Raw genomic sequence first — 24,651 nt, 5'->3', positions numbered from 1 at the left:
TCTGCTCCTTCGTTAAATCATTGCCCGTCGTACCAGGGCACCGACACCCTTTGGAACCCAGGCGGCTACCGTAACTCCCGCGGGAACGGTGATCCAGCCCAGGCCTTCAAAAACGATGTCGCTCTTTTCGTGAACGTGAAATTCTTCCTTTTCCAGCGGTGGGAATTCGGCCAACTCGTCGCTAGTCGGCGGTGTCAAGAGTTCACCGACGTGCTTTTGGTAGAACTTATCCGCGTTGGCCAGTTTGGTCCGGTGAATCATCAGGTTGTTGTCGAAATAGGCCGCCACACCGATCCGCTCGCCCTTGAGGTAGTCAAAGCGCGCAATGCCGCCCAAGAAGAGAGTCTGCTCCGGATTTAGTTGGTAGGTCCGGGGCTTGATCTCCTTTTGTGGTGCCACTAGCTTGAGGGCCTTGGGCGATAAGACATGGGCCATCTGGTGGGCATGGATGATCCCCGGTGTATCGATCAAGCGGTGGCCATCATCCAGCGGGATCTCGATCTTGTCCAGGGTCGTGCCTGGAAAACGAGAAGTCGTGATCAGGTCCTGGATGCCGGTCCGCGTCTTGATGATCTGGTTGATCATCGTCGACTTGCCGACGTTGGTGACACCGACCACGTAAACGTCTCTCCCCTGTCGATAATGCTCAATTGTCTCCAGGAGGGCGTCAATCTGGTGGTTCTTCTTAGCCGAAACCAAGACCGTGTCTACTGGCCGCAGCCCTGCCAGGTTGGCCTGCTGACGAATCCAGTCACGCAGTTTGGACCGCCGCAGGGAGCGGGGCAGAAGATCCTCCTTGTTGCCGACCAACAGGATTGGGTTTTGACCAACGAAACGGTGGAGGCCCGGAATCAGGCTGCCGTTAAAGTCAAAGATATCGACCACGTAAACGATCAGCGCATCGGTCTGACCGATCTGGCTCAGCAATTTCAAAAAGTCGTCGTCGGACAAGGAGACCGGGGCAATTTCGTTGTAGTGGCGGAGTCGGAAGCAGCGCTGACAGTATAATTCATCGGTGGCCAGGCCCTTTTCAATCGCCGACTGTGGCGTGTAGCCCGGTGCTTGGGGATCAGTCGATTGAATTACCGCCCCACAGCCGATACAACGCAATTCTTCTTGCTGCTCACTCATCTTCTAGTCCCTCCTGCCATTTCAAGTTCGGGTATTGCTTTTTCAATTCCCGCCAAACCAGGTTGCCCATCTGGCGATTTGGCCAGGTGATCCACTTGTCGGTATTGATCAGCGGCTTAACCAGGAGGCTGTAAACACCAGCCCGGTTGGCGGCAATCACGTCGGTCATCAGCTGGTCACCGACCATCACTACCTCGTGTTTCTTCAGGCCGAGCTTTTTACGGGCCCGCGTAATACCGTAGCTGAATGGTTTCATCGACCGCGCCATAAAGGGCAGGTCCAGGCCAGCCACCGCCTTGCCGATCCGTTTCTTACTATTATTCGAAATCACGATCAGCGGAATCCCGGCTTGGTCGAGTTCCTTCATCCACCGGTGGAGTTCGGGCGTTCCGTTCGGATTGTTCCAGGCAATCAAGGTGTTATCCAGGTCACTAAACACCGCCCGAATTCCATGCTGTTTTAACTGCTGGGGTGAAACGTTGTAGACGCTCTTCACCATCCAGGTTGGTTTAAATTTTTCAAACACAGTCGCACCTCATGTATGCATTATTAGATTAATTATAACGATTGTTCAAGGGGGTTTCAATTAATCAACCCCCGCCCATTCATCAAAAAAGCCACCCATCGACATAAGGGGATGGGTGGCTAAAAGTTAAACTTAGTTGAGGGCCTTCTTGGCTTCGTCAACCAGGGCAGTAAATGCCTTTGGGTCGTTAACGGCCAGGTCAGCCAACATCTTCCGGTTGATGTCAATGTTAGCCAGCTTCAGTCCGTGCATTAACTTGCTGTAGCTAATGTCGTTCATCCGGGCACCAGCGTTGATCCGGGCAATCCAGAGTTCACGGAACTTACGCTTGTTGACCTTCCGATCACGGAAAGCGTAAACGTAACTCTTCATTACTTGGTCCTTAGCAGTCTTGAACAGACGGTGCTTTGAACCACGGTAACCCTTTGCTAACTTCATAATGCGCTTACGACGTGCGCGCGTAACAGTTCCACCTTTAACTCGCATGTTGAAATCCTCCTACGTATATCTTATTAATCGATTGAAGTTTACTTGAATGGTAATAACTTCTTGTAACGCTTTACGTTGGACTTGTCCATCATGCTCAAGCCACGTAATTGACGACGTTGCTTCTTGGCCTTACCGTGGAAACGGTGGCTGGTAAATGAGTTACCACTCTTGAATCCACCCTTAGCAGTACGCTTGAAACGCTTTGCAGCAGCGCGGTTAGTCTTCATCTTTGGCATAACTAATTCCTACCTTCTTAATTAATTTTTCGCTTTATCAGCAATTGGGGCGAGCGTTAAGAAAATGCTCCGCCCTTCCATCTTTGGACGTTGAACAACAGTAGCAATGTCGGACGTTTCTTTAGCCATCCGTTCAATCATGTCACGACCGATATCCTTGTGCGTGATCGCACGGCCACGGAAACGCAGGGAAACCCGTACCTTGTCGCCCTTAGCGATGAACTTACGAACCCGGTTCAACTTAACATTGAAGTCGTTCGTGTCAATGGATGGGCTCAGACGAATTTCCTTGACAGTTACTGTCTTTTGCTTCTTACGAGCTTCACGCTCTTTCTTTTGCATCTCGAAACGGTACTTACCGTAATCCATAATGCGGGCAACAGCTGGCCGTGCCTTTGGTGCTACTAACACCAAATCAAGATTGGCATCTTCTGCCAATTGAAGTGCTTCTCGCTTTGACTTGATACCCAATTGTTCACCATTTTGGTCAATCAGGCGCACCTCGCGTGCACGAATACCGTTATTGACAATCATATCTTGTGCTATGGCAACGCACCTCCAATTTTATTAGCGAAAGATCAAGCAAAAAAAAGCGGGGCACAACACCCCGCTCAATAGGAACAGACCTCTCTTGTCTGCTCAATTTCATCTCGTCAGCCCGGCGACCCTTGTCACCCAGGCGAGAAGCGGGTGCTTCTGCTTTTTCTTTCAACGTTTACTAGAGTACAAAATTCGGGAACAAATGTCAAGGACTTATCCCTTTTTCCGCAGATTTTCACCATTCATTTGAATTTCTCGGGATAAAAACTCAATTCGTTCCATGATCCGGGCCGCCTTGACCGGCTCCACAACCCCCTGATTATTGATTGCCAGGTGCTGCTTCTCTAATTCAGCCATCGAAAAGTTGGAACTAAAGAAGGTCGGTAATTCCTCTTGCATCCGGTACTCCAAGATTACACCCAGGACGTCGTCGCGCACCCAAGTTGACATGGCATCCGCGCCAATATCATCTAGCATCAAGACGGGCGAGCGCTTAACCGCGTCGATTTTTTCACCGGCATTATTATTGCGAATGGAATTCTTCATCTCAACCGCAAAGCTCGGGAAATGCACCATCGTCGTCGCAACTTCCCGCTGAGCCAGCGCATTAGCCGTCGCCGCCAGCAGGTAGGTTTTGCCGACTCCAAAGCTCCCGGTCAAATACAGCCCCGGCTGGAAGTGATCCGGTGAATAGGTTTTGACGAACTCTTCGGCAGCACTGTATGCTGCCACCCGACCCGCAGTGGCATTTTGATCATCTAGGTAATAATCCGCAAAGGTCGCCCGGCGGATAAACTTCGGCATGTTGATCGAATTGACCAACTGACGCAGGTGTGCCTGGTGACGACGCTCAATTAACTGCTGAGTTGGGACGTAGGTAACATCGATCTGACCACTGTCGAGCTGTAACTGTGGAGAATAGCCGGGAGCTACCGTTGCCTTGCCCTCTTTGATCAGTTGCTTCTCGTGGAAAAATTCATAGAGTTTTGACCGTCCCCGGCGAACGCTCTCGGCAGTTAGTTGGTCACGGTGCTGGTTTAAGAACGCCCGGACCTCTGGATCAGCATAGACCTGCTTCATGATCTGGTCCATGTTGGCCGCAACGTTGCGGCCCTGCATCATCTTCTGAATGGTTTTATTTAGCGATTCCAATCATCTCACCTGTTTCCAGAGTTTTTTCGTTGAAGAGCCCGGGCGCGCGCAATGGCTTCCGGGGAGGCCTTCTTGGTCTTTTGCTTCTGATCTTGCTTGCTCCATTCAGGTATCTTTTCCCGAACCTGGAGCTGACGGTAATTCCGCCGCGCACCACGATTTCTCGGGGTATTCTCCTGCTTGGCCTGGTTGAACTTTTTGAGTTGCATCAGGGCATCGGCACCATCCTTAACCCCGGCTCGCAACCAGTCGTTGGCAATCGCGTCGACAAAGTTTCCTTTGAGGGTAGCGTTGCCCAGATCGGCAATGACATACCAAACCAGGACATTAATAACCGACGACGGCAACTGACCGTCCTGGACCAGGCGGGTTAAAACGTTGCGTTCCCCCGCTGTCACGTAGCCGCCGGTCTGCTCCTTAAGGGCCTGGAGAAACTCGATCGGCGCGTAGTTGTCGGCGCTCTTGAGCAGAAGGCGGTCCTTATCCGTTAGGTCCTTTGAATTTTTCATGGACTGGGCCGGAACTTGCGCCTGCATTACTTGCTCTGCCGGCGCCTTTTGATAGTAACTGGCAACCACGCGCTTAAACTTTTGGGCATCGAAATGGTTGCTGGATAGGTCCGTTGCCAGACGGATCAGCCGTGCCATCGTTGGCTCATCAATTCCGTACAATTGATGCTCAACCTCAATTAGCTGACGCTGGGCGGTCAGATCAGTCCGAACCAGTGGTTGACCCTCCAACAGCTGCAGGAGGGTCGGCCAGTCGAAATCCGTCGCCAGTGTGTTGACGCGTTTGATAGATACCGGTCGTGACCGCTTTTGAGCGTTTTGAATCACCTGCGGGAGGTGAACCACTTCCCGCTGGTCCACCCGGTAGGTGTCTAGGAAATGGTGACTGACGTTTTTGAGCTGAGGATCGGTGTCCGCCAGCTGATAAGCCTGGGCCTGCTTCATCAATTGATCAAAGCGCTTCTCACCAATTTCCTCTAGGAGCAAAACACTCAGAAGATTGTCAGCCACAAACTGAGCGGGGGTGAGCGTCGCCTGGAGCTCATAAACATAAACGTCCCCTTGGGCATCGTGACGATGGTAGGTCACCACCATTCCGCTGCTCTCCAGGCGTTGAAGACCTTCGCCGACCGTGGTTTGGCCCGCGTTGGTCTGCACCAGAAGTTCCGATTGAAGGCGGCGATCCGCTAAGGTAGGGTGAGTCATCATTTGACTGCGCAGGGCATAAAAAAGGCTGAAGGCAACCGGACCCAAGATTGGTTGATAAAAATCCACAAAGGTCTGTTCATTAAAATTGACAAAGTCGAGCGCTCCCGTCACCAAATAGCCTGCCTGTGGATCAAAGCCCCGTTTGCTGCTCACCGTCTACCCCTACTTTCCTTTTTCGTGATCGTTTTTGACCATCGTTTCCAATTCGCTCATGAAGGCATCAACATCCTTGAACTGGCGGTAAACACTGGCAAAACGGATATAGGCAATTTCATCAACATCTTTGAGTTCGTTCATCACGAACTTGCCGATGATTTGGCTGGAAACCTCATTTTCGCCTAAACCCCGCACCTTTTTCTCGACCTTGTCGGTTAATTTTGTCAGGCGTTCCATGCTAACCGGTCGCTTTTCTGCCGAGCGCACAATTCCATTGAGAATTTTTTGCCGGCTGAATTCCTGCCGGGTTCCGTCCTTTTTAATCACCAAGAGCGGTGACTGTTCATAGCGTTCGAAGGTCGTGAAGCGAAAACCGCAGTGAATGCATTCGCGCCGTCGTCGAATAAAAGTACCATCCTCACTGGGCCGACTATCGACGACGCGTGATCCATTTTTATGACAGTGTGGGCATCGCAAAGCGTTTCCCTCCTTTAGTAAGATAATATTATATTTTACCGCGGGTTTCGCAGGTCTTCAACTAATTGATGGACCTGGCGCCGCGTTTCCGCCAAGCTGCCGTTGTTGTCAATCACCAAATCAGCGCGCTGAATCTTCTTTTCCAACGGCATTTGAGCCGCAATCCGCGCCTGGGCCATCTTCTTGGAATAGTGGTTGCGGGCCATCAGACGTTGCAGCTCGGTCGCCGGTTCAACTGCGACGACGACCACGTAGTCACAATCACGATCGTAGTGCTGTTCAAAAAGCAAAGGCACATCCAGAATCACGGTTGCGACGCCAGTACGCCGAAAATCATCCACCGCCTGCCAAATTGCCTTGCGGATCAAGGGTTGCATGATCTCATTGAGCTGGCGCCGGGCCGCGGCGTCACTGAAAACCAACTGTCCCAATTGCTGACGATCCAGCTGACCGTCCTTTCCAATAATTTGCGGGCCAAACGCCGCCGCTAAACGTTTCAAACCCGTTGAACCAGGACGCTGGACCTGCCGGGTGACTAGGTCGGCATCAACGATCGGGAAACCTGCCTGATTCAATAGACTGCTGACGGTGGACTTACCGGTCGCAATGCCGCCGGTCAGACCGACTATTTTTGTTTCCCCAACCTCACGCAACGGTTGGCAGTATGGGCAGAACGTGGTCCCCCGTTGCGCCACTTTAATCTTAACCATCTTGGTTCCGCACCGCGGGCACTGTTCACCACCACGGCCATAGGCGTTCAGTCGTTCTTGGAAGCCCCCGGCATCTCCCATCGCATCAACGAAAGTGTGTACCGTCGTTCCCTTGTACTTGATCGCCATTGCCAGTTCCTTGATGATGTTATCGTGAAGGGACCAGATCTCGGCAGCGGTCAGGGTGTTGGCCGGCTGCTCCGGATTGATCTTGCTCATCCAAAGCACCTCGTCGACGTAGATGTTGCCCAGCCCCGCCACGTGGCGCTGATTGAGCAGGAAGGGCTTGATCTTGCCCCGACTCTTCTTGAGTTCGGCCTTGAAGAAGTCGAGCTTAAAATCCTCCGGGGTCGGTTCGGGGCCGATCGTCTTGAGTCCCCCGACTTTCATCTCCTGACCGGTTTTGACCAGGGTCATCCGGCCAAACTTACGGGTGTCGTGGTAACACAGCTCCGTCCCGTCGGTAAACTGGAAGACGACGTGAGTGTGCTTATCGATCGGTGCCCCCACCGACTGACTAAAGTATTGCCCCTCCATTCGCAGGTGGGAAACCATCGTCAGTTGGTTGCTAAAGCGAAACAGGAGGTACTTACCCCGCCGGTCGATGTCCTCAATTGTTTGGCCGATCAGGGCCTGACGAAACTCTTCGACATCGTTGGTGATGATTTTTCCATAATAAACATCGATCGCGTTAATCTTGCGGCCCTTAGCAATCTTGAGCAGACCGCGGCGAACCGTCTCTACTTCTGGTAATTCTGGCAAAGTTATCCTTCCTTACTTTTTAAGATCGTACCAGGTGTCGCCGAACTTGCTGTCCACCTTGAGCGGCACATCCAGCTTAACCGCCGAATCCATAACGCTCGGGACCAGTTTCTGCAACACCGGAATTTCTTCCTTCGGGGCCTCAAAGACCAGTTCATCGTGGATCTGCAGCAACATTTTCGCCTGCAGGCCGCGCTTTTCTAGTTCATCTTCCATGTGAATCATCGCAATCTTGATGATATCGGCAGCGCTCCCTTGGATTGGTGTATTCATCGCCGTTCGTTCGGCAAAGGACCGCCGACTGAAGCTCTTGGCGTTGATGTCCGGCAAGTAGCGGCGCCGATGAGTGATCGTTTCAACGTAGCCGTGTTCCTTGGCATATTCAATCGTGTTGTTAATGTAGTCCTTGACACCCGGGAACTCGTGGAAGTAATTCTGGATAAATTCGTGGGCCTGGGCCCGGCTGACGTGAATCCGCTGGGCAAGGCCATAGTCACTGATCCCGTAGACAATTCCGAAGTTGACCGCCTTGGCCCGCCGCCGCATGTTATGGTCGATTTCGGCGTCCGGGGCAAGGTGGAAGATCCGCCGAGCCGTGCTGGCGTGAATGTCTTCACCATTCTTAAAGTCCTCTTGAAGGTTCTTGTCCCCGGTGATGTGGGCCAGTACCCGCAATTCCACTTGCGAATAATCGGAGGAGAAGATTTGCCAGCCTGGTTGGCTCGGCACAAATGCCCGCCGAATCTGCCGCCCCTCGGGTAAGCGGACCGGGATATTCTGCAGGTTCGGGTCCACGGACGAAAGCCGGCCGGTCTGGGTCAGCGTCTGCAGGTAGCGAGTGTGGATCTTCTGGTCAGTCGAGTGAATGACCTTCAAGAGCCCGGTGATGTAGGTCGATTGGAGCTTAGCAATTTGACGATACTCCAGGATCTGAGCCACGATTGGTGCCCGGTCGGCTAGTTTTTCCAGCACATCTACGGCCGTCGAGTAGCCAGTCTTGGTCTTCTTGATGACCGGCAGCTTGAGCTTTTCAAAGAGGATGTGGCCGAGCTGCTTGGTGGAGTTGATGTTAAATTCCTCGCCGGCTTCCTGATAGATCTGACTTTCGATCTCGGCCAGGCGTTCTTTTAGCTTACTCCCCATGTTTTTCAAGGTCTGGGCGTCGACGTGCACCCCGGTAATCTCCATTTTGGCCAGGACCCGGGTCAGCGGCAGCTCGATGTCGGTGTAGAGAGGCAGCTGTTGATTATCCTTCAACTGGTCAAAGAGCGGCTGCTTCAGTTCGGCAATCGCCCGAGCCTTGTTGGCAAGATGGGCAAAGAAGAGCTCGTCGTCATCTGGAATTGCTCGCTTGGCTCCCTTGCCGTAAACCTCCTCATCGGACTGGACGTTGTGGTAGTCATGTTCGGCGGCCAGCTTGCCGAGGTCATTGCTGTTGTCATTGGTGTTCAGCAGGTAGGAGGCCAATAGAAGATCAAAGTCGACCCCCCGAAGCGCGATTCCCAGCCGGTGTAGGCCAACAATCTGCCCCTTGGCATTGAAGACGTCCTTTTTGACTTTGGGATTCTCCAATAAGTTTTTCAGTGCCGGCTGTTTCAGCAGTTCCGCATCCCGGCTCGTCAGCCAGGTGGTTCCGTCGCCGATTACAAACCCGGCAAAGGGCGAGAGATGGTAGTTAGCGTCCGGCATCTCCAGGTAAAAGCTTAACGGTGCCTTGAGCGAACCCACCAGGTCCAGATTATCAGCCGTCAGCTCCTGATAGTGGATTGGTGCGAGCTGCTCTTCCTCATCCTCTGGGGTAACATTCATCTTTTGCAGGAAGGACTTGAAGTCCATCTGCTGGTAAAAGTCAATCAATTCCTCGGTCTGGGGCCCTTGGTACTGAATATCGTCCAGACTGATCTTCAACGGGGCATCTTGTAGAATCGTCGCCAGGGTCTTGTCCTCCCGAGCGATCTGCTCGTCCTCAATCAGATGTTCCTTCATCTTGGACTTTTTAAGATCATCAATGTGGTCGTAGAGGTTTTCAACCGTCCCGAACTGTTTGACCAGCTTGATCGCCGTCTTTTCCCCGATCTTGGTGACCCCCGGATAATTATCCGAGCTGTCCCCCATCAGAGCCTTCATATCAATGATCTGGCGTGGCGTGATTCCCAACTTTTCTTGAACGTGCGCCGGCGTATAGTGTTCGGTCTCGGTTACGCCCTTGTGGGTTACGGCCACCGTGGTGTGGTCGCTGGCCAACTGGGTCAGATCCCGGTCCCCGGTCACAATCAGGGTCTGGTAACCTGCTTCATCCCCTTGCTTGGCCAAGGTTCCGATGATGTCATCGGCCTCATAGTTTGGCAACTCGTAGCTGTGCAGGCCGGATGCCTTAACCAGCTGGCGAACATAGGGCAGCTGCTCGGTCAGCTCGCTCGGCGTTTTGTTCCGTCCGCCCTTGTAGTCCTTGTACATCTTCGTCCGGAAGGTCACCTTGCCGGCATCGAAGGCCACCAGGGCCGCGTCCGGCTGAAACTCGGCCAGCACGTGATCCAGCATCAACTTAAAGCCATAAATGGCCGCGGTGTGGAGGCCATCCTTGTTGGTAAACTTGTCGATCTGACTGTGCATGGCAAAGAATGCCCGAAAGACAATGCTGTTACCATCAATCAATAGTAGTTGTTTCGTCATTTAATTCCCGCCCTTCTATTTCTCAAAATAATTGTACCAAAGATTGCCAACCGGCGTTAATTTCCTGCTGGCAAATTAAAAACCAGATCAGGAGAATCCCAATCTGGTTTGATCTTTTAGTTAGTCGCGATCGCTCATGCCGAAAATCTGCAGGAACGAGATGAAGAGGTTAACGAAGTCGAGGTAGAGCTGCAGGGCCCCCACGATTGCCAGTCCCGTCATCGAATTTTGATCACTGTAGTTGATGTAGATCTGCTTCATCTTCTGGGCATCCCAGGCGGTCAGAACAACGAAGATGATGACCGCGATGAAGGAGAAAATATAGGTAATTGCCGGGCTCTGCAGGAACATGTTGATGATCCAGGCGATCATCAGTGCCACCAGAGCCGCCGTGGCGTGAGATCCAAAGGTCGTCAGATCCCGCTTAGTCGCCGTCCCGTAAATGGCCATCGTCACAAAGACCGCGGCCGAAGAAACGAAGGCCGCCGCAATGTTTGTTCCGGTATAAACGCCGGCAATCAAGGCAAATTCAACCCCGTAAACAATTGAGATCAGCATTAGCATCACGAACCCGCCGGCTGGATTGCGAGTGGCACTAAAGGTGATTCCCATTGACAGGGCAATCGGCAAGAGCAAAATAATCCATACCATCGCCGGATAGGCCCCAAAGAAGCCTAAAACCTGACTGGCAAAAACCGTCATGGTCAGGTAGGCGCTTAAAGCGGAAACCAAAACGGCCAGGGCCATGTTGCTGTACATCCGGGTCAGGAAACGATTCAACCCAGAGGCATCGGTGACAACCCGGCGCCCCGGTTCACCTGAATAGTTATTCATCAAATACTCCCTCTTTCTTCTATGTTACTTATTATTCGTGTTTTCCACCATAACATAAAAATGGCAGCGAACACTACCATTTTTATCTCAATTATTTACTTATTAACAATTTCTTTATACTTATCCTCGTACTTTTCGATATCGCCGGCACCCATGAAGATAAAGACGGCATCGTGGTACTGGGCCAGCTTATCCATCGAGTCCATGTCGATCCCCTCACTGTGCGGAATCTTGGCTTCCAAGTCTGCACTGGAGATGTCCCCCTTGTTTTCTCGGATAGAACCAAAGATTGGGGTTACATAGACCTTGTCGGCCCGACTCAGGGAAGCGGCAAAGCCATCGATGTAGGCCGCCAAGCGAGAGTAGGTGTGCGGCTGGAAGACGGCGATGATTTGCTTGTCCGGGTACTTCTGCCGGGCAGCGTCGATCGTAGCCTTGATTTCGCTCGGGTGGTGGGCATAGTCATCGATCAGCTTGTCATCGGCTACGTCGGTTTCACTGAAACGCCGCTTGACACCGGTGAAGTTCGCCAGCTCACGCTTGATATCGGCCATGTCGATGTGTTCCATGTAGGCCACGGCCAGAACTGCCAGGCTGTTTAAGACACTGTGCTCACCATAGAGGTGGATAGTGAAGGTGCCCAGCTTTTGGTCCCGGAAATAGGCGTCGTAGGTCGAACCCGCTGGCGTCCGCTGAATATTTTCTGCCCGGAAGTCATCCTGATCGTCGGTCCCATAGTAGTAGATTGGCACATCAACGTTGAGCTTGTGTAGGTTTTCGTCGTCACCCCAGGCAAAGATGGCCTTCTTGACCTGCTTGCCGTAGGTTTCAAAGGATTGCCGAACATCGTCAATGTCCTTGAAGTAGTCCGGGTGGTCAAAGTCAATGTTGGTCATAATGGCGTAGTCTGGATGGTAGGCCAGGAAGTGATCCCGGTATTCATCGGCCTCGAAGACGAAAAAGCGATCCTTAGCATCACCCTTGCCGACCCCGTCACCGATCAGGTAGCTGGTCGGCTCCACAGCATCTAGGACATGGGCCAGCAGAGCGGTCGTACTAGTCTTACCGTGGGCACCGGCAATCCCAATACTGGTGTGACTGGTAACCTCGTGCTCAACCGCTTCCGGATAGGACATGATTGTCAGGCCTAATTCGTGTGCGCGCTTGATTTCTGGATGGTCGTCGCCAAAGGCATTCCCCTGGATGATCGTCATCCCCGGCTGAATGTTGGCAGGATCAAACGGCAGAATCTTAATTCCCACCTTCAGCAATGGGCCCTGGGTGAAGGTCTCCTTTTCAATATCTGATCCCAAAACAACGTTGCCCTTGTCATGCAAAATCCGTGCAAGGGAAGCCATCCCGGTTCCCTTGATGCCGACAAAATAGTATGTCTTCTTCTCCATCAATCCAGTTTCCTTTCAACATGTCTATTTGTTCATTTAATGCTTATTGAGGGGCCGGAATCCGACCCCTCAATAAATAATAAAGCATTCTAATATTTTGGCAATAGCTTTCGCCAAGAATTAACTATTTTGCCGGAAAGAAGGTGTCAGCCCGCTGAAAGTCAACCGGTTCACCGACTTCTTGCCAGTCGTCTGGAATAATCCAGAGGCCCTTTTCGTCTGGAGCGTTCTTTAAACGCAGCTCGCGGAAGCCACAGAGCATTCCGTCACTTTCAACCCCCATCAGGGCACCGGGCCAAATGATCTTGCCGTCGGGCATCATTGCACCGGGCCGGGCAACAACGACCTTGATGCCCTCCTTGACATTTGGTGAACCGCAGACAATTTGCACGGTCTGGTCCTTACTGATCCGGGTCTGGGTGATCTTCAGATGGTCAGACTTGGGGTGGTCCTTTAACTCTTCTACGTAACCGACCACAAATTTTGGTGTTGAATCAGCAGTCAGTTTCTGGTAAAAGCCAGCTGCAGTCAGCTTGGCGTTTAACTTGGCGACCTGGTCCGCATTTAAGAAGACCTGACCGTTTTCGTCCTTTAATTCAGGCAGGATAGTGCTGGCGGCCATAAAGTTGTAGCCGAGCAGCTGGCCGTCTTTGGCACTCTTGACCTGGGCGATGCCGTCCTTGACTGTCGTCGTTTGGCCCTCGCTACTGTCAGGTGCGGTAATGACAACGAGGATGTCGCCCATTTCCTTAGGATTGTAACTTGAAATTAACATCGAATGTTCCTTTCCACATTTTATTTCACGAACCGTCAACAAAAAAATGACGGCCCCTTACCGTCATCCTATTTTACTTCAAATTGCTTAAAAAGTCTTCCACTTGTTGCTTGGTCTTACGATCCTTGTTCACCAGGCGACCGATTTCCTTGCCATCCTCATAGGCAACGAAGCTCGGAATTCCGAAAATGTTTAGTTGCGCAGCCAAGTCGAGATTTTGGTCACGGTCGACGTGGATAAAGGTGTAATCACTAAAGTCCTGCTCAATCTCAGGCATTGCCGGTGCGATGAAGTGGCAGTCCGGGCACCAGTCAGCACTAAAGAAGAGCACATACTTACCCTTCTGGATTTTTCCTTGCAGCTGTTCTTCATTCATTACTGGTAACTCTTCCATCTCGAAGCCTCCATCTTTTAGTTTTTTATTATTATAACATGGTTCTTATTAAAAGTAAGCAGTTTGGCGTTCGAATTTGGAATATGGTAAAATACGGATGTCGTCTTAAATTACCCAATCGCCAAATACGTATATGAAAGAAGTAATTTAATCAATGAACGATTCAAATCCATCTGCCAACCCCTGGATAATCCCCCTGACCTTGGGAGCTTCTGGGGTGGTTGGCTTTATCGCCGGGAAGCTCTTTGGGACCCGACGCATGTCGGCAGGCCGGATTCTCCGGATGGTGCGCGCTGAATTTGCGCGCGAAGGACGAATCACCGGTAGCTGGATCGACCACCACGCGGTACCCTTCCAGCGCTTTGCCGTCAAAACCGATGCCTACCGCGGTGGCTTGACCCGCCGCGAGAACGACGAGCTCGTCAATTATGATTTCCTCGCCGACGCCTACACGGGTAGCCTGCTGGAACTCAAGCGCATTGAAGACTAATCAAAAAGCCAAGCATTTCGTAACTGAAGTGCTTGGCTTTTTTACTGTTCAGATTGTCACTCGAATCCGCACTTGGTGTAACCCTCCGCTTGGGCCTGGGAGAGCGGGATTGAGGTCACGCTTTTGGCATTTGAGAGGCCCCGGCAGTTTGGATCGAAGTGATAGCGATGACCGGTGGCCGTAATGTAGACCGTTTCTTGATTATTCTGCGTGCTAGCTGAACTGGTCGAAGCGGATTGATTTGCAACGGCAGGACTGGCCTTCTGCTGGGTGGTACGGGCGCTCTTAGTGACCTTTGACGTCCCGTCCTGGTAATTGAGCTTAACCCCGTCCTGGACGTTAAAGATGTAAACGTTGTAGCTGATCGCATTTGACCCCACCGACTGGGCTTGCATGTGCACGCCGCGGGCCAGCCGTTCGTTCCCCCGAAAGACCGGTGTCACCTGGTAGCGGACGTAAGCCTGCGGGTTGGCCTTAAGGTAGTCGGCGACCACATCTTCATAACGGGTCATCGACGGATCGTTCAGCGACCGGGTCCCGGTAATCAGGTTCTTCCAATTGTTGTTCTGCCCGGTCAGCTGGTAGCCAATCAGGTGCGACCGGTTATAGAGGTAGCCACTGGCAATCCGCTTGTTATGCCAGCCGGTCGGGTTAATCGTCAGCGGTTCCCGCTCGGTCGTTGGCATCAGTGACTTGTTCAAAAGAGCGTTGGCACTGGTGGCCCGGTTCAGCGAATCCAAGCTGCCATACTTTTGCCAGGCACCATGGCTCGTGTCCAGGTCCTTTTGACTAAAGGTCGGCTGGCCATTGTTGACGTCAATGATCTGTGAACCTTGGTAGTCCAGCTGGGCCAGCTGCGCATCCGTCTGCGAACGGTGGCGGTGGTGCTTAGCCGCCTGGGCCACGATTGGTGTGGCATTGGGGCTGGCCTGGTTCGCTAGTGGTGCCTGCAGGCCGAATCCCACGGCCGCCAGGGCAACCAGCAGCTTAGTCAGCCATTTGGGTCCTTGCTTATTCATCATCGTTCCCCCAAAAAATCAAATTTATCCTTATTTTATCATAAACAAAACCAGTCCCCGATACTCTTGTCGAAGACTGGCTGATTCTTATTCAAAATGGGCGGTCAGCTTGTAAATTGGCTGACCCTTAGCCGCAAACTTCTGCTCGTATTCCGTCTCGACGTTGTGCTCGGCCTCCGCACTGTTGTGTAGGTCAAGCCAGACGCCGTCGAAATGCATCCCGTAGTTGTTCATGCTCTGCAGGGAGAACTCAAAGAAGCCCATGTTATCGGTCTTGAGTTCAATTGCCCCCTGGTCCTTTAAGATTTCTTGGTAGTTGGCCAGGAAAGTCTTGTAGGTCAGGCGCCGCTTGGCATGGCGCTTCTTCGGCCATGGGTCGGAGAAGTTCAGGTACATCCGATCGATTTCGTGGGGCTCAAAGAAGGTGTCGAGGTCCTCGCCATCCCCGCAGATCAGTTGCAGGTTCGGCAGGTCTTCCTCCTCAAGGGCCTTCTTGAGGGCAATGGCGGCCACGGTCCGCTGAATTTCCAGACCGATGAAGTTGCATTCGGGGTGGGCCTTGGCCATTCCAATGATGAACTGGCCCTTGCCCATACCAACCTCGAGGTGAAGCGGCTGGGGCTTGGCGAAACGCTCCTGCCACTTGCCCTTCCACTCGGCGGCCTCAGTCACCATCATTTCCGGATGGGCCGCAATCAGCGGATCGGCCCACTTTTTATGTTTAACACGCATAATTAATTTTCCTCACTTAACTTTTTTAATCGAACCCGATAGTAGAGTCGGGTCAGCAATAATACTTCAATGATACTGATCACCAGGTTAATGCCTAGCTGCAGCCAATTCAGGCGCAATCCTAAACTGGCCAAAACAATCAACGCCGCCACCAGAATGGTTACCTTGCTCAGCAAAGATTGGAAATCCGCTTGCCGCTGGGCAAAACTGACCGGGTAAAGGTGGGTAAAGACGTTCCCGTCGTACTGATCAAAGAGCGGCATCAACTGGGTGGCGATCAGGTAGATAAACAGCGCCGCCAGGACACTGTTTAGCCAGACGACTGGCACTAAGAAGACGACCACCATCGCCAGCAGAGTCAGCCGAATCACGATCCCGCTGACGTCGGTGTTGCGGATGAAGCCCCGGGCATACAGGTAAGACCAGGGATGCCCCGCAATTGTCAGACGACGAATTAGGCCATTAGCCCAGGTGCGGCGCTTCACGTTCCCCTGAACGGTTGGCACGTCGGTAAAGAGGTTGAAGAAGCGGTAGATGCTATACATTCGATCGGCCTCGGCGCTGACCGCCAGGCGCCAGTCCAGCGTCAAGCGCCGGGTTAAGGTCGCCCCCTCAATTACCACCGCCAAAATCAGCCCAACCAATGGATTAATCAGCCAGCAGGCCAGGGCAACCAAGAGTGGCAAAATCCACTGCAGGGCCCGCAGCAGCCGCAGATGCTGCCGTCCCTCCTGGCTAACCTTTGCCTGTGCCAGCCGCAACCAGCTTGCCTTGACCACCAGGAAAGTCAAAAAGATCAGGGCAATGTTGGTCCCCGTCAGACGCTCGGTTGTCATGGCAAAGGGCAGCGCCACAAAGGTTCCAGTTGCCGTCATCAAAAGAGCCAGGATCAGGCTATATGTTCCGGCCTGACGCATGTAGATCTGCATGTTTTTGACCTGGGGCAGCAAGAAGACCGGATCGGGCCGTTCCAGCAGGGTCGCTAACCGTCCAAGCTGAGCCAGGACGGTAAACCAGGCTACCAGCAGCCAACGACTCCACCAAAGATTGGGGCCGAGCTGGGGCAGCCACTGCGAGTAGCCATAGGCCAGCGCTCCAAACAGGAAGAAGAGGGCAATCACGAAATGATCATTAAAAACCAGACGCCAGTATTTCAGAAGCAGCATGAAATGGCGCTGGCGGCGTTGCGCAAATAACTTATTCATTTTGATCATCCCTTGCCAGGTGCAGATAGATTTCGTCCAAGGATTCGTCCGGCCGGTCGCCGAGCTTCCGCAGTTCATCCAGGGTTCCGTGCGCCCGGACCTTCCCCGCGGCCAGGAGGACAAAGCGATCACAGTATTTCTGGGCCGTGTCCAGGACGTGCGTCGACATCAATACCGCCACGCCCGCCTTCTTTTTCTCCTCAATCAGGTCCAGCAGGTCATGAACAGCCAGCGGATCCAGACCATAGAAGGGCTCATCGACGATCAGGAGCTTGGCGTCGGTCATAAAGGCGCAACAAATCATCACCTTCTGCTTCATCCCCTTGGAGAAGTTGGCCGGGAACCAGTCTAGCTTATTGTCCAGTCGAAAAATCTTTAGCAGCCGGTGGGCCCGCTTCCAGGCCACTTGAGGATCTAACCCGTAAGCGGTCATCGTCAGTTCCAGGTGCTCGCGCAGGGTCAATTCATCATAGAGAATTGGCGTCTCAGGCACATAGGCAATTTGCTGCTTGTACTCTTCTGGATTAGTTGCCAGGCTGAGGCCGTTGAGGGTGATTGAACCGGAAAACGGCCGCAGGATCCCAATGACGTGATTTAAGGTCGTCGACTTTCCGGCCCCGTTTAAACCGATCAGGCCGACCAGTTCACCGGGCTGAACGTCGAGAGTGACGTCTTTTAGCACCGGGATCTGGGAATAGCCCCCGACCAAATTTTTGATTTCAAGTGCCATGATCTTTCCTTCTTTTCTTCCTTGATTTCGACATTTAATTATACCATACCAGATCAGACCCCCAGCGGTGAAGAAAAGGCCATTATAAGTTATACTAGAGGTAATTTCTGACAAAGGAGGGGATACAATGACTGATTGTATCTTTTGTAAAATTGTTTCCGGTGAGATTCCGAGCTACACGGTTTACGAGGACGATGTTGTCAAGGCCTTCCTAGACATCTCTCAAGGCACCCCGGGTCACACCCTGGTCGTTCCGAAGAAGCACGTTCCAGACCTTTTCGCCTATGATGAAAAGCTTGCTGCTGAAGTCTTCTCCCGCCTGCCGAAGATTGCCCGGGCCGTCAAGGCTTCTAACCCGGCAATCAAGGGGATGAATGTGATCAACAACAACGGTAAGGTGGCCTACCAGTCCGTCTTCCACTCCCACATTCACCTGATCCCTCGTTACTCCGACCAGGACGACTTCAAGATGATTTTCAAAGACAACTCCGGCAAGTACGACGAAGCTAAGTACAAGCAAATCCAGCAATCAATCATCGATCACATGGATGATGATAATGATTAAAGACAAATTCAAGGCAGCCCTGGATGAAGTTCAAGAATTCAGAAGTCAGCTAAAAGATCTGCAAGCCGCTGTACACGGCTTGCAAGGTGCAATTAATGAGGCCAAGGGCTTTGCGGATGCAGTCAGTAAAGACATTGCCAAGTGGCAGTTTAAGGCCCGGCCGCGTCTCGACCGGATCCAAGAGATTGTCAACCGATTGAACAAGGCAACGAAATAGTAAAAGACGTTTCCTTTTCAAACCGGAAAATAAAAACGAGCATACCAATCCATCAAAGAAACGCGTCGTGGACAAACAAAACTGTCCACGGCGCGTTTTTGGGCTAAAAAAGAGCACCGCTCATCCAGAGATGTCGGTGCCCCTTCATCGCTCGCAGCCGTCCACCTGGTTACAAAGTAAAAGTAAATAAATTTGGGGAGGTTACTTACTTCTAAGCAGACTCTGCTACGAGCAATGCAATTGTTTAGTTCTCACGTTTCTTCTTGGCGGCGAGCCCAGCGAGGCCAAGTGCACCGGCTAACTCAATTCCGGCAGCCGCCAGGATAGCGCTGGTGTCGGTATCGTTGCCGGTCTGTGGCAGCGTGATGGTGTTACCGCCATTGGAAGCAGCGTTGCTAGTGCCGCTGACCGCGCTTACGACTTGACCTTGTAACCCGTTAGTAATAGTTCCAGCGTAACCGCCACCGTTACCAGTCTGACCGGTTATGCCAGTCCCAGTGTTCAATTGACCGTTGCCAGCAGTATTGCCGCTGTAGGTGCCATTACCATTAGTAATGCCATTGTTGGTACCTTGCTCGGCGTTGTAGTTCGGGCTGGTAGTACCACTGTTTTGCCCACCATTAGTGGTTGATGAACCATTTGCAGTACCGCTAGTGCTTTGACCACCATTACTGTTCTGACCAGTATTTGCGGTATTACCGTTGCTAGTCGTCGAACCGGTATCACCAGTAGTATTCTTCGTGTAGGTGACCGTCGTGTCCTCGCCAGGAGTGGTTGGCGTAACCGTGCTGGTTGTTGGCGTGTAGCCATCAACACTCGGAACGGTCTGGTTCGTTTTCACCTTGGTTGGATCATTTGGATCATTCTGATAAGTTTGGCCAGTACCAATTTGCTTGCCATTTTGGTCAACTGGAACAATCTGACCTAACTTCTGGTAGGAAACGGTCGTCGAGATGTTCTTTTGAACCGTTGGTTGGCCGGTGATCGTCTTCTGGGTGGTGTAGTAACCATCGACGACTGGTACTTGGACATCGCTGTACTTCTTCTGGCTCGGTGTCCAGTCCGTACCACTGATGACTTTTCCAGTAACCTTGTCTACGGTGACGGTCCGCGTCCAAGTTGAGGTTTGAACATTATCGCCGGTTAAGGTTTCACCGTTTGGCCCAACAAAGTGAACCGTGTAGGTGTAATCCTTGCTGTAGATATCCTTAGCAGGCCACTTAGGACTGTTTGGATCGTTCGGGTTAATTGGTGTACCAGATTCATGTGGATCATTCGGACCAAGTTGAGCCGTGCCGTGTTTAACCGTGACGGTGTAAGTTTGGTCAACGGATGGGTTGTTATCAAAGTTCTGGCCAGTCGTTGGGTTGGTAATAGTCGTAACATCGTAACCCTTGTTCTCCAGCTCGGTAATTGTCTTGGTTTGGTCGTAGTTAATTGGCTGACCGCCCTTGCCAGTAACTGTGTCGGTTGTGATTGGGTTACCGTCTGGGTCAACGTACTTGATAACTACCTTTTCGGTGTCAGTAGCTGGAGTTTGTGAGCTTTGGCTACCTTGATTTTCTGAACCCTGACTACCTTGGCTCTGGGAGCCTTGACTCGGCTGACTGCCTTGCGAGCCCTCACTAGTTTGGCTGCCTTGACTCTGTGAACCCTGGCTTGGTTGACTGCCTTGTGAGCCTTCACTCGGTTGGCTGCCCTGACTCTGCGAACCCTGGCTTGGTTGACTACCTTGTGAACCTTCACTGGTCTGGCTGCCCTGGCTCTGAGATCCTTGGCTTGGCTGACTACCTTGCGAACCTTCGCTCGGTTGGCTGCCCTGACTCTGCAAGCCTTGACTTGGCTGGCTACCTTGCGAACCTTCGCTCGGTTGGCTGCCCTGACTCTGTGAGCCTTGACTTGGCTGGCTGCCTTGCGAACCTTCGCTCGGTTGGCTGCCCTGACTCTGTGAGCCTTGACTTGGTTGACTACCTTGGGAGCCTTCACTCGTTTGGCTGCCTTGGCTTTGAGATCCTTGGCTTGGCTGACTACCTTGCGAACCCTCGCTGGTTTGGCTGCCCTGGCTCTGAGATCCTTGGCTTGGTTGACTACCTTGTGAACCTTCACTAGTTTGGCTGCCTTGACTCTGCGAGCCTTGACTTGGCTGACTACCTTGCGAACCCTCGCTGGTTTGGCTGCCCTGGCTCTGAGATCCTTGGCTTGGCTGACTACCTTGCGAACCTTCGCCCGGTTGGCTACCTTGACTCTGCGAGCCCTGACTTGGCTGACTACCTTGCGAGCCTTCGCTCGGTTGGCTGCCTTGGCTTTGCGAGCCTTGACTTGGCTGGCTACCTTGTGAGCCTTCACTGGTCTGGCTGCCCTGGCTTTGAGATCCTTGACTTGGTTGACTACCTTGCGAACCTTCGCTCGTTTGGCTACCTTGACTCTGCGAGCCTTGACTTGGCTGGCTACCTTGTGAGCCTTCACTCGTTTGACTGCCCTGACTCTGCGAACCTTGACTTGGCTGACTACCTTGCGAGCCCTCACTAGTTTGGCTGCCTTGACTCTGCGAACCCTGGCTTGGCTGGCTGCCTTGACCGTTCTTTGTATAGGTAACCGTGTAAACCCGGTTTGGATTCTCAACAGAGACCGTGCCGCCACCGACGTATTGGTGGTCAGGCGTGTAGCCATCAATCACTGGGGTATCAATGACTTGATAGTTCTGCGTCAACGGCTTCCAACCGTTATCCTGAACAATCTGACCTGTCACCTTATCAAGCACCAGATCATGACCAAAGTCAACCGTCGTAACGCTGTCCTTTGGCGTCTGATCGCCGGCCCCAACGTAGTGAACTGTCTGGGTACCATGGGCAATTAAACTCTGCTTATCGGTACCGCTTGGGTACTTCGGGCTCTGCGGGTCGCTCGGGTTGATCGGCTGACCAGGATCGCCTGGGGTCGACGGCGTAATATCCTGCGTGCCGTGCTTTAAGGTCACAATGAAGACCTGGTTGGTGCTGTCATTGTTATCGAAGTATTCGACCTGGCCACCATAGTCAAAGCCATTGTTAACCAGGACATAGCCCTGCTTTGTCAGCTTCGTTAGCGTGTCGGCCGTGCTGTAATTAATGGCCGTTCCTGGTTTACCCGTTAAGTCACCAGAATTGGTTCCGGCAATTTCGCTGTTACCATTGTCCTGATCCAGGTACCGAACCTGGGCGTGCTGATCGTTGACTGTTGGCGTGGTGTCTTTAGTGTAGGTAACCGTGTAGTTCTTCGTTGAGTTCGGTCCAACCGCGTCACCACCGACGTATTGGTAATCTGGGGTGTAGCCCTTGATCTGCGGCGTGCCGATAACCTGGAAGTTCTGGGTGCTTGGCGTCCAATCCGTGCTGTCGACTACCTTCCCCGTCACTTTATCAATCGTCTTCGTCCGGGTGAAGTTTAGTGTCGTCACGTTATCCTTTGGTGTTTGGTCACCGGCCCCGACGTAGTGAACCGTCTGGGTACTCGTGGCCGTTAAGCCGGCTTTATCGGTCCCAGCTGGGTACTTCGGGCCGTTTGGATCATTCGGGTTGATTGGTTGACCAGGGGTGCCCGGTGTGGTTGGGGTTACCGTGGTGGTATCATGGCCCATGACAACTACAAAGCGCTGGGTCTTCGTGCTGTCAGTGTCGTAAACCGCGTCAGCTGGGAAGCCGTTATTAATCAGCTTGTAGCCCTGGTTCTCCAGTTTCGTGATCTCCGCCTGGTTCTGCTTGTCGTAATTGATTACGCTCCCGGATGGACCCGTTAGCGTCCCAGAAGTTGCCAGTTGAGCATTATTGTCGTCCTGGTCAACATAGACTACCTCAGCAGCCTGGCTCTGGGTGTAGAGAACTGGCGTGTCCTTGCCCGGATCACTTGGCGTCACCGTTGGCGTGGCCGGAGTGTAACCCGGAATCGATGGTACTTTTTCGTTCGGCGTGACCTTGGTTGGGTCTTGCGGATCAGTCGGATATTGCGGCTGATCCACGTTCGGAATTGGCTGGTTGTTTTGGTCAACCGGAATGATCTTGCCGTTTGGCTCGTAGGTCACGTAAACGTTGTAGGAATCGGTCTCGTGGTTGACTGTGACCGGATCAACGTTCTGGTTGTCCTTACTATCCCGGTCAACGCCGACTAAGTGGTAACCATTGATCACTGGTGACTTCTGACCATTTAAGGTCGTTTCTCCCGCCCAAGTCAGTGGCTTGACCAATTGCCCGGTGACCAGATCGATTGTCCCGGTGCCAGTCAGCGTGGTTTGTTCCGTAACCGGCTTACTCAGCTGTTGCTTGTTTTGATCCACGTAATTGATGGTCCGGGTCACCGTGGCCGTTTGCGTGGTTGGTTGCGTGTCGTGCTTGAAGTGGACTTCGTAGTATTGATTCTTTGTCGAGTCGTTATCAAAAGTCAGTGTTTTCCCTAAAGTCGAATCGGAAACCAAGAGATAATGTTGCTTTTCAAAATTGTTGATTTGGTCTGTCGTGGCATAGCTGGTCTTCGTACCCGAGATGTCTTGAAGCTGATCGTCGCGCAGGGTTGCGCCAGTAGTATCATCAATGTACTTGACCTCCAGCTTCTGAACATCTGGGGTGTAGATCACTGTCTTGTCAAGATTGGTATCCGCGGTTGTCTGGTCGGGACCAACCACCGTCTTACTTGGAGTGTAACCGCTGATGGTCGGGCTTGTTACTGACGGGAAGTTAACCGGAACCTGCGACCAATCGAGCCAGACGGTCTTTCCCGTTTTGGCGTCAAAGTACCCCGTCTGTGGGACTGTTTCTGTCTTGACAACGTCATCGTGGGCCTTGGTACCATCCTTGTATTGGTAATGGATGGTTTCGGTGACTGTTTTGGTAATTTTACTATTTATTGTTGTAGTTTCAGGAATATTAGTATTAATTATAGCCCAAGCATTATTTGCACTTGACGCGAATTCAAGAATAGGATTACTAGTTTTGAATTCCACAACGCCAGCACCAACATATGTCCCTTCTACTGCATAATCCCAATTGTCTGTTCTGATTTTACCTGTATTAGGATCTAGCCACTTAATTCCTTCATTTTCTTGATCAGCGTGAAGCCAGCCATCTTTATGAAATGTAATTGTACTACCAGCCAGGTTCACTGAAATACCATTACTAATTAGTCGAGCAGATTCTCTGTCATTATTTACTATGCCCCAATTCAACGAACCTAAAACCAAGTATGATTGAGCAACTTTATCATTAAATTCTACTGGATCTTTTTGCTGACTATCATAGAAAAATTGCAATGACACTTGTAATTGCTTAGCATGATACCAAAAGCCAATAAAGGGATTATTATAAACTTGCAAAGAAATAGGAATATTATCAGTTGGGGTAATAAAATGACTAAAAGTATAGACAGCACTTTTAATTGATTTGCCATTATAAGATGTATGTGTCAAATTATTATAAGTAATCCTAACAACACTACTTGATGTTAGACTTCCTGACGATGTTAGGTACCTAAATGGCATTCCCGCCTTATAATCATAGTTTTTAGCAGAGGTTGGATTTTGTATTGTCTTTCCATCAACACTCATAACCATTGCAGCATCTGGTTCCTCACCAATTTTGAAAGACTGATATATTTCATTTGAAGTTACTATTTGTCCATCCTTAAAGGTTGAGCTAGCAGTTGATGTCGGTTGATTCGACTGGCTCGCAGCACTAGAGTCGCTTGGCGTCGGCGCAGAATCCGCGTTCGCCGAGCTTTGGGCCGAGGCGTCACTCGGTTCTGCAGTGGTGGCCGAACCCGGTGTTGCCGTGGAAGTCGGTGCGCTTGAGGCCGCAGCACTGCTCTGGGTCGGGGAACTCGAAGCCACTGGCTGAGCAGTGCTGCTCGAATCTGCTTGTGAGCTTGCACTTGCCGATTGCGGGGCCGCCGAACTCGTTGCCGTGGCCCGCAACGGGACGGCACTTTCCGTCTCCGCGCTATTCGCTGGCGTCACCTGATTGGTCTGATCGCTATTCGCATTATTAGTATTCACCTGATCAGCGTTAGCGACCGGCGTGTTGGCGCCAAAGTACAAGGTCGTCCCTAATAAAACGGAAGTTACGCCAATCCCCAGTTTCCGCAAGCCATAGTGCGGCACCCGGTGCGAGTGCATAACTTCCCTCAAATATGTGTTATTTTTCGAAACCATATTCTCAACTCCCCTCGAGAATTTCAGTTATCACTAATATTTG

At 51.9% G+C, this 24,651-nt stretch carries 21 protein-coding genes, 3 pseudogenes and 1 other annotated feature; of the genes and pseudogenes, 3 read left to right on the top strand and 21 right to left on the bottom strand.

The window, feature by feature from the left end:
- Window positions 1-12 precede the first annotated feature (12 nt).
- From yqeH to OCT58_RS05650, 15 genes and pseudogenes are all read right to left on the bottom strand, one after another.
- Window positions 13-1,131, bottom strand: a complete 1,119-nt coding sequence (gene yqeH, locus OCT58_RS05720; protein ID WP_267201919.1) for a ribosome biogenesis GTPase YqeH — start codon at window positions 1,129-1,131, stop codon at window positions 13-15.
- Window positions 1,124-1,657, bottom strand: coding sequence for a YqeG family HAD IIIA-type phosphatase (locus tag OCT58_RS05715; RefSeq protein ID WP_267201918.1), 534 nt, complete (start codon window positions 1,655-1,657; stop codon window positions 1,124-1,126). The genes yqeH and OCT58_RS05715 overlap by 8 nt, the downstream gene beginning before the upstream one ends.
- 132 nt (window positions 1,658-1,789) lie before the next feature.
- A complete protein-coding gene (gene rplT / locus OCT58_RS05710) occupies window positions 1,790-2,143 on the bottom strand; it encodes a 50S ribosomal protein L20 (RefSeq protein ID WP_267201917.1) in 354 nt (117 codons plus the stop codon).
- Window positions 2,144-2,184: 41 nt separating this feature from the next.
- The gene (gene rpmI / locus OCT58_RS05705) at window positions 2,185-2,382 is read right to left on the bottom strand and encodes a 50S ribosomal protein L35 (RefSeq protein WP_267201916.1); all 198 of its coding nucleotides are present in this window, start codon (window positions 2,380-2,382) and stop codon (window positions 2,185-2,187) included.
- Between the two features lie 21 nt (window positions 2,383-2,403).
- Window positions 2,404-2,916 (bottom strand): translation initiation factor IF-3, encoded by a 513-nt coding sequence (gene infC / locus OCT58_RS05700; protein WP_267201915.1) that lies wholly within the window; start codon window positions 2,914-2,916, stop codon window positions 2,404-2,406.
- A 44-nt stretch (window positions 2,917-2,960) separates the two neighbouring features.
- Window positions 2,961-3,090: a sequence feature (ribosomal protein L20 leader region), on the bottom strand.
- A 45-nt stretch (window positions 3,091-3,135) separates the two neighbouring features.
- Window positions 3,136-4,074 carry a primosomal protein DnaI gene (gene dnaI / locus OCT58_RS05695; protein WP_267201914.1) on the bottom strand — a complete coding sequence of 313 codons (939 nt, stop codon included), beginning with the start codon at window positions 4,072-4,074 and terminating at the stop codon, window positions 3,136-3,138.
- 5 nt (window positions 4,075-4,079) lie between these two features.
- Complete coding sequence (locus OCT58_RS05690; RefSeq protein WP_267201913.1) at window positions 4,080-5,444, bottom strand: DnaD domain protein; 1,365 nt, start codon at window positions 5,442-5,444, stop codon at window positions 4,080-4,082.
- A gap of 9 nt (window positions 5,445-5,453) precedes the next feature.
- Complete coding sequence (gene nrdR / locus OCT58_RS05685) at window positions 5,454-5,924, bottom strand: transcriptional regulator NrdR (protein WP_267201912.1); 471 nt, start codon at window positions 5,922-5,924, stop codon at window positions 5,454-5,456.
- Between the two features lie 35 nt (window positions 5,925-5,959).
- Entirely contained in the window at window positions 5,960-6,577 is a 618-nt protein-coding gene (coaE, locus tag OCT58_RS05680) for a dephospho-CoA kinase (RefSeq protein ID WP_267201930.1), read from the bottom strand.
- Window positions 6,569-7,396, bottom strand: a pseudogene (mutM, locus tag OCT58_RS05675) (DNA-formamidopyrimidine glycosylase); the annotation flags it as partial. The pseudogene mutM and the gene coaE, both read right to left, overlap by 9 nt.
- 12 nt (window positions 7,397-7,408) lie before the next feature.
- The gene (gene polA, locus OCT58_RS05670; RefSeq protein ID WP_267201911.1) at window positions 7,409-10,069 is read right to left on the bottom strand and encodes a DNA polymerase I; all 2,661 of its coding nucleotides are present in this window, start codon (window positions 10,067-10,069) and stop codon (window positions 7,409-7,411) included.
- A 120-nt stretch (window positions 10,070-10,189) separates the two neighbouring features.
- On the bottom strand, window positions 10,190-10,903 hold the full coding sequence (locus OCT58_RS05665) for a Bax inhibitor-1/YccA family protein (RefSeq protein ID WP_267201910.1): 714 nt from the start codon (window positions 10,901-10,903) through the stop codon (window positions 10,190-10,192).
- Between the two features lie 95 nt (window positions 10,904-10,998).
- On the bottom strand, window positions 10,999-12,306 hold the full coding sequence (gene murC / locus OCT58_RS05660) for a UDP-N-acetylmuramate--L-alanine ligase (protein WP_267201909.1): 1,308 nt from the start codon (window positions 12,304-12,306) through the stop codon (window positions 10,999-11,001).
- Between the two features lie 124 nt (window positions 12,307-12,430).
- The gene (gene ytpR / locus OCT58_RS05655) at window positions 12,431-13,081 is read right to left on the bottom strand and encodes a YtpR family tRNA-binding protein (protein ID WP_267201908.1); all 651 of its coding nucleotides are present in this window, start codon (window positions 13,079-13,081) and stop codon (window positions 12,431-12,433) included.
- 73 nt (window positions 13,082-13,154) lie between these two features.
- Window positions 13,155-13,475 (bottom strand): thioredoxin family protein, encoded by a 321-nt coding sequence (locus tag OCT58_RS05650; RefSeq protein ID WP_267201907.1) that lies wholly within the window; start codon window positions 13,473-13,475, stop codon window positions 13,155-13,157.
- Window positions 13,476-13,629: 154 nt separating this feature from the next.
- Between OCT58_RS05650 and OCT58_RS05645 the strand changes: the two genes are divergently transcribed.
- Window positions 13,630-13,965 (top strand): hypothetical protein, encoded by a 336-nt coding sequence (locus OCT58_RS05645; RefSeq protein WP_267201906.1) that lies wholly within the window; start codon window positions 13,630-13,632, stop codon window positions 13,963-13,965.
- A 287-nt stretch (window positions 13,966-14,252) separates the two neighbouring features.
- Here OCT58_RS05645 and OCT58_RS10505 read toward each other — a convergent pair.
- From OCT58_RS10505 to OCT58_RS05625, 4 genes and pseudogenes are all read right to left on the bottom strand, one after another.
- Window positions 14,253-14,804: pseudogene (locus tag OCT58_RS10505) on the bottom strand (DNA/RNA non-specific endonuclease); the annotation flags it as partial.
- Between the two features lie 267 nt (window positions 14,805-15,071).
- Window positions 15,072-15,716, bottom strand: a complete 645-nt coding sequence (gene trmB / locus OCT58_RS05635; RefSeq protein WP_267201904.1) for a tRNA (guanosine(46)-N7)-methyltransferase TrmB — start codon at window positions 15,714-15,716, stop codon at window positions 15,072-15,074.
- A 2-nt stretch (window positions 15,717-15,718) separates the two neighbouring features.
- Window positions 15,719-16,921, bottom strand: coding sequence for an ABC transporter permease (locus OCT58_RS05630; RefSeq protein ID WP_267201903.1), 1,203 nt, complete (start codon window positions 16,919-16,921; stop codon window positions 15,719-15,721).
- Complete coding sequence (locus OCT58_RS05625) at window positions 16,914-17,651, bottom strand: ABC transporter ATP-binding protein (RefSeq protein WP_267201902.1); 738 nt, start codon at window positions 17,649-17,651, stop codon at window positions 16,914-16,916. The genes OCT58_RS05630 and OCT58_RS05625 overlap by 8 nt, the downstream gene beginning before the upstream one ends.
- Window positions 17,652-17,778: 127 nt before the next feature.
- Here OCT58_RS05625 and OCT58_RS05620 point away from each other — a divergent pair, with 127 nt between their 5' ends.
- Window positions 17,779-18,216, top strand: coding sequence for an HIT family protein (locus OCT58_RS05620; protein WP_267201901.1), 438 nt, complete (start codon window positions 17,779-17,781; stop codon window positions 18,214-18,216).
- Entirely contained in the window at window positions 18,209-18,433 is a 225-nt protein-coding gene (locus OCT58_RS05615; RefSeq protein WP_267201900.1) for a hypothetical protein, read from the top strand. Before OCT58_RS05620 ends, OCT58_RS05615 begins: the two co-directional genes overlap by 8 nt.
- Before the next feature lie 244 nt (window positions 18,434-18,677).
- Here OCT58_RS05615 and OCT58_RS05610 read toward each other — a convergent pair whose 3' ends face one another.
- Window positions 18,678-23,405, bottom strand: coding sequence for a mucin-binding protein (locus OCT58_RS05610; protein WP_267201899.1), 4,728 nt, complete (start codon window positions 23,403-23,405; stop codon window positions 18,678-18,680).
- A 1,086-nt stretch (window positions 23,406-24,491) separates the two neighbouring features.
- Window positions 24,492-24,572, bottom strand: a pseudogene (locus OCT58_RS10465) (YSIRK-type signal peptide-containing protein); the annotation flags it as partial.
- Window positions 24,573-24,651: the final 79 nt, after the last annotated feature.

Origin of the sequence: Limosilactobacillus kribbianus, assembly GCF_026413145.1 — a bacterium.
Classification (GTDB): Bacteria; Bacillota; Bacilli; order Lactobacillales; family Lactobacillaceae; genus Limosilactobacillus; species Limosilactobacillus kribbianus.
Note: the sequence above shows the minus strand (reverse complement) of the source record. Positions and strands in the feature narration are given on the sequence as shown.